The following is a 5,042-nucleotide window of genomic DNA, read 5'->3' on the forward strand; positions in this document are numbered from 1 at the left end:
GACCGGGACCGGGCGGCCCCCGGCCGGCCGGCCCGCCGCCGGCCGGGACCGGGCGACCCGGGCGACCCGGGCCGCCCGCCGCACGGCGGTGCTGCACTGGATCGCCGTGCACTCGCTGGCGATCGCCGCCGCCCTCTTCTTCGTCCTGCCCTTCGTCTTCGTCCTCCTCACCTCCCTGATGACCGACCGGCAGGCGCTCACCCGCGACCTGGTGCCGGACACCTGGGTGTGGGAGAACTACGCGAAGGTGTGGCACACCCCGGGATTCCTGACCTGGTGGCGCAACACCCTCCTGTACGCCGGGCTGGGCACGCTGCTCACCGTGGCGTCCTCGATCCCGGTGGCGTACGCCCTCGCCAAGTTCCGCTTCCGCGGGCAGCGGATCGCGCTGCTGCTGGTGATCGCCATGATGATGCTGCCGCCCCAGGTCGTCGTCATCCCGATGTACCTGTTCTGGGCGAAGCAGCTGGACCTGTCGGGCACGCTCTGGCCGCTGATCGTCCCGCTGGCCTTCGGCGACGCCTTCTCCGTCTTCCTGCTGCGGCAGTTCCTGCTGACCATCCCCGACGAGTACCTGGACGCCGCCCGGGTGGACGGCTGCGGGGAACTGCGCGCGCTGCTGCGCGTGGTGCTGCCGATGGCCAGGCCGGGCATCGCCGCGGTCGCGCTGTTCTCGTTCTTCACCTTGTGGAACGACTACTTCGGCCCGCAGATCTACGCCTCCGACAACCCGGCCGCCTGGACGCTCAGCTACGGCCTGGAGTCCTTCAAGGGGGCCCACCACACCGACTGGAACCTGACCATGGCCGCCACCGTGCTGGTCATGGCCCCGGTGATCGTCCTGTTCTTCTTCGCCCAGAAGGCGTTCGTCGAGGGCGTCACCCTGACGGGAGTGAAAGGTTAGTGATCGCGTGACGATGAAACTGGCAGTGGTGGGCGGCGGTTCCACCTACACCCCCGAGCTGGCCGACGGGTTCGCGCGGCTGCGCGAGAGCCTGCCGGTCGGCGAGCTGGTGCTGATCGACCCGGATACCGAACGGCTGGAGCTGGTCGGCGGCCTGGCCCGGCGGATCCTCGCCCGGCAGGGGCACCCCGGCACGGTCACCACCACCTCCGACCTCGACGCGGGGGTCGCCGACGCCGACGCGGTGCTGCTCCAGCTGCGGGTGGGCGGGCAGGCCGCCCGGCTGCAGGACGAGACCTGGCCGCTGGAGTGTGGCTGCGTGGGGCAGGAGACCACGGGCGCGGGCGGCCTGGCCAAGGCGCTGCGCACCGTGCCGGTGGTGCTGGACATCGCCGAGCGGGTACGGCGCTCCAACCCCGGTGCCTGGATCATCGACTTCACCAACCCGGTCGGGATCGTCACCCGGGCCCTGCTGCGGGCCGGGCACAAGGCGGTCGGGCTGTGCAACGTGGCCATCGGCTTCCAGCGGAAGTTCGCGCGGCTGCTGGACCTGGCTCCGGCCGACATCCACCTCGACCACGTCGGGCTCAACCACCTGACCTGGGAGCTGGGTGTGCGCCTGGGCGGCCCGGACGGGGCGGACCTGCTGCCGCGGCTGCTGGCCCGGCACGGCGAGGCCATCGCCGCCGACCTGCACCTGCCGCGGCACGTCCTGGACCGGCTGGGCGTCGTACCGTCGTACTACCTGCGGTACTTCTACGCCCACGACGAGGTGGTGCGCGAGCTGGCGACGCAGCCGTCACGGGCGGCGAAGGTCGCCGCCATGGAGCGGGAGCTGCTCGCCCTGTACGCCGATCCGGCACTGGACGAGAAGCCGGCGCTGCTGGCGCAGCGGGGCGGGGCCTTCTACTCGGAGGCCGCGGTCGACCTGGCGGCGGCGCTGCTCGGCGACGGCGGCCCGTCCGTCCAGGTGGTCAACACCCGCAACGACGGCACGCTGCCGTTCCTCCCCGACGACGCGGTCGTCGAGGTGCAGGCCCGGGTGGACGCCTCGGGCGCGGTCCCGCTGGCCGTGCCCCGGTTGGACCCGCTGTACGCCGGGCTGATCGCGCAGGTGACGGCGTACGAGGACCTCGCGCTGGACGCGGCGCTGCGGGGCGGGCGGGAGCGGGTGTTCCGGGCGCTGCTCGCGCACCCGCTGGTCGGGCAGGTCGAGCGGGCCGAGGGCCTGACCGACCGGCTGCTCGCGCACAACAAGGAGCACCTGCCGTGGGCGTGAGGCGGCGGCCCGCCGTGCTGGCCGTCGACGCGGGCAACAGCAAGACCGACGTGGCCCTGATCGACGCGGACGGCACGGTGCTCGCCACCGGGCGGTCCGGCGGCTTCCAGCCGCAGCGGGCCGGGGTGGCGGCGGCGGTGGACGTGCTGGCGCGGGCGGTGGCGGAGGCAGTGGAGGCGGCGGGGTTGGCCCGGCTGGGCGCCCGCGCGGAAGCCGGTTCCGGTGTCGGTTCCGGTCCCGACGGCCGTGACGGTGGCCGGGCCGGTGGCGGTGCCGGTGCCTGCAGTGGTGGACGGGCCGGTGACGGTGCGGGTGCCGGGGCCGGTGAACGTGCGCCCCTGGCGCCGTACGCCGACCAGGTCTCGGCCTGTCTGGCCGGGGCCGACCTGCCCGTGGAGGAACGGCAGCTGGCGCAGGCGCTCGCGGCGCGTGGCTGGGGCGCGCGCACCGACGTACGCAACGACACGTTCGCCATCCTGCGCGCCGGCCTGCCGCACGGCGCCGCCCCGCTCGGAGTGGCGGTCGTGTGCGGGGCCGGCATCAACTGCGTGGGCATGCTCCCGGACGGGCGCACCGCGCGCTTCCCGGCACTGGGCCGGCTCTCCGGCGACTGGGGCGGGGGCGGCGCCCTCGCGCAGGAGGCGCTGTGGTGGGCGGCCCGCGCCGCGGACGGCCGGGGCCGGCCCACGGAGCTGGCGGCGGCGCTGCCCGGGCACTTCGGACTGGCCTCGGTGCCCGAGCTGGTCGAGGCCCTGCACCTGGGCGTGATCACGCAGGCGCGGACGCACGAGCTGGTGCCGGTGCTGTTCGCGGTGGCCGCGGCCGGGGACGAGGTGGCCCGGTCCCTGGTGGAGCGGCAGGCCGACGAGGTGGTGGCGATGGCGGTGGTGGCCCTGACCAGGCTGGACCTGCTGGCGCGGGAGGCCCCGGTGCTGCTCGGCGGCGGGGTGCTCGCCGCCCGCCACCCGCTGCTCGACGACCGGATCGCGGCGGGCCTGGCCGAACGCGCCCCGCACGCCCGGGTCTCGGTGGTGACCGCCCCGCCGGTGCTGGGCGCGGGGCTGCTCGGGCTGGACGCGGTCGGCGCGCCGGCCGCGGCCTTCGGAAAACTCCGTGCCCATTTCGGGTGAACCGGCCCTCGTACGGGGCAGGTACGGAACCGTGGAGGCCGTCCGGGCGTATTGACGGTGAAGGAGCGGTGGCAGCGGATCCTCAACGGTTCCCGGGCCCGGTACTGTGCGGGGCCGTCCGTGCGGCCATACTGCTGCGCGAAGCACCGCCCGGCCGCCGGCCGGACGGGCCCCGCGGCGGTGGGCCGGGGGTGAGTACAGGACCGAGGGGGAGGTCACGGTGGTCGTCACGACGCGCGCGTCCGCGCCCGGCGCAGGAGCCGCCGTGCCGCCGCCCCGGCGTGGCACGGCCCTCGCCGAAGGCGTGGAGCGGGCCCGCCGGGCCGCCACGACCGAGCCCGGCCGGCTGCGGGTCGTCGGCGCCGTGCTCGCCGCGCTGGCGCTGGTCCTCGGCGCGGTCACCGTCTGGGAGGTCTCCGACCGGGTCACGGCCGCCGAGGAGGTGGTCGGGCGCAGCCAGCCGCTGAGCGCGGACGCGGCGAGCATCTACCGCTCGCTGGCGGACGCGGACACCGCCGCCTCCAGCGGGTTCCTCGCCGGCGGGCGCGAGTCGCGGGAGGTCCGCGAGCGCTACGAGCGGGACATCGCGACCGCGTCCCGGCTGCTGACGTCGGCCGCGGCCAACGCCGGGTCCGACGAGGGGTCCCGGCGCGAGATCGCCCTGCTGGGCGAGCAACTGCCGCGGTACGCGGGCCTGATCGAGCAGGCCCGGGCCACCGACCGGCAGGGGCTGCCGCTGGGCGGCGCCTATCTGCGCTACGCCAACGAGCAGATGAGCACGCTGCTGCTGCCCGCCGCGCAGCGGCTGTACGAGGCGGAGACCGGCCGGCTGTACCGCGACCACGACGCGGCCCGCTCCTGGCCGCCGGCCTCCCTCGCGGTGGGCGCGGCCGCGCTGGGTCTGCTGGTGTGGGCGCAGCGGCGCGAGTACCGGCGGACGAACCGGGTCTTCAACCAGGGGCTGGTGGCCGCGACGGCCGCCACCGCGGTGCTGGTGCTGTGGCTGGCGGTGGGCCACACGCTGGCCCGCTCGGGCCTGGGCGAGGCGCGTTCGGACGGGCAGGAGTCGCTGAAGGTGCTGGACGCCGCCCGGATCGCGGCGCTCCAGGCCCGGGCGAACGAGAACCTGACGCTGGTCTCGCGCGGGGCCGTCACGGCGGCGGACAAGAAGTCCGACAAGTACGACATCGACTTCGGCGCGAACATGGAGCAGCTGGACGCGGGCCTGGCGCAGGCGCTGCGGCTGGCCGACGACGAGGCCGGGCGCGCCCCGCTGGGCCGGGCGGTGGCCGGGGTCGCGCAGTGGAAGGTGCGGCACGCCGCCGCCCGCGAGGCGGACCTGAAGGGCGACTACGAGATCGCGCTGCCGCTGGTGATCGGCGGCAAGGACAGCAGCGGCGCGTCCTTCGACCTCGTGGACGCGTCGCTGGAGCAGGCCGTCGCCCACGAGCAGCGTGAGTTCACCCGCGCGGCCGAGGGCGGCCTCGCCGCCCTGACCGGCCTGACGACGGGCGCCGCGCTGCTGTCCCTGGCGGCGGCCGCGGCGGCCGTGCTCGGCATCGGACGCAGGCTTTCGGAGTACAGGTGAGACGCATGCGCTGGCACACGAGTGACGACGGCCCCGGACCGGCCGGCAACGGGGCGGCCGGCAACGTGGCGGCCGACCGGGATCGCGCCGCGGCAGGGGCGCGGGGCCGTTCGCCCGTGCGGCTCCGCCGCGGGGCGCGGG

4 protein-coding genes are annotated in these 5,042 nt (G+C 75.7%); all 4 read left to right on the top strand.

Annotated elements, in window-relative coordinates; translation table 11 throughout:
* The first annotated feature begins 88 nt into the window (after positions 1 to 88).
* The 4 genes from GPJ59_RS33295 to GPJ59_RS33310 all read left to right on the top strand — a co-directional run bounded on the left by GPJ59_RS33295 (position 89) and on the right by GPJ59_RS33310 (position 4,901).
* A complete protein-coding gene (locus GPJ59_RS33295) occupies positions 89 to 904 on the top strand; it encodes a carbohydrate ABC transporter permease (protein ID WP_219671644.1) in 816 nt (271 codons plus the stop codon).
* Between the two features lie 13 nt (positions 905 to 917).
* A complete protein-coding gene (locus GPJ59_RS33300) occupies positions 918 to 2,183 on the top strand; it encodes a 6-phospho-beta-glucosidase (RefSeq protein WP_219671645.1) in 1,266 nt (421 codons plus the stop codon).
* Positions 2,174 to 3,313 (top strand): N-acetylglucosamine kinase, encoded by a 1,140-nt coding sequence (locus tag GPJ59_RS33305; protein ID WP_308120625.1) that lies wholly within the window; start codon positions 2,174 to 2,176, stop codon positions 3,311 to 3,313. Before GPJ59_RS33300 ends, GPJ59_RS33305 begins: the two co-directional genes overlap by 10 nt.
* A 220-nt stretch (positions 3,314 to 3,533) precedes the next feature.
* The gene (locus tag GPJ59_RS33310) at positions 3,534 to 4,901 is read left to right on the top strand and encodes a hypothetical protein (RefSeq protein WP_374200985.1); all 1,368 of its coding nucleotides are present in this window, start codon (positions 3,534 to 3,536) and stop codon (positions 4,899 to 4,901) included.
* Positions 4,902 to 5,042: the final 141 nt, after the last annotated feature.

It is taken from the genome of Streptomyces bambusae (assembly GCF_019400985.1).
GTDB lineage: Bacteria > Actinomycetota > Actinomycetes > Streptomycetales > Streptomycetaceae > Streptomyces > Streptomyces bambusae_A.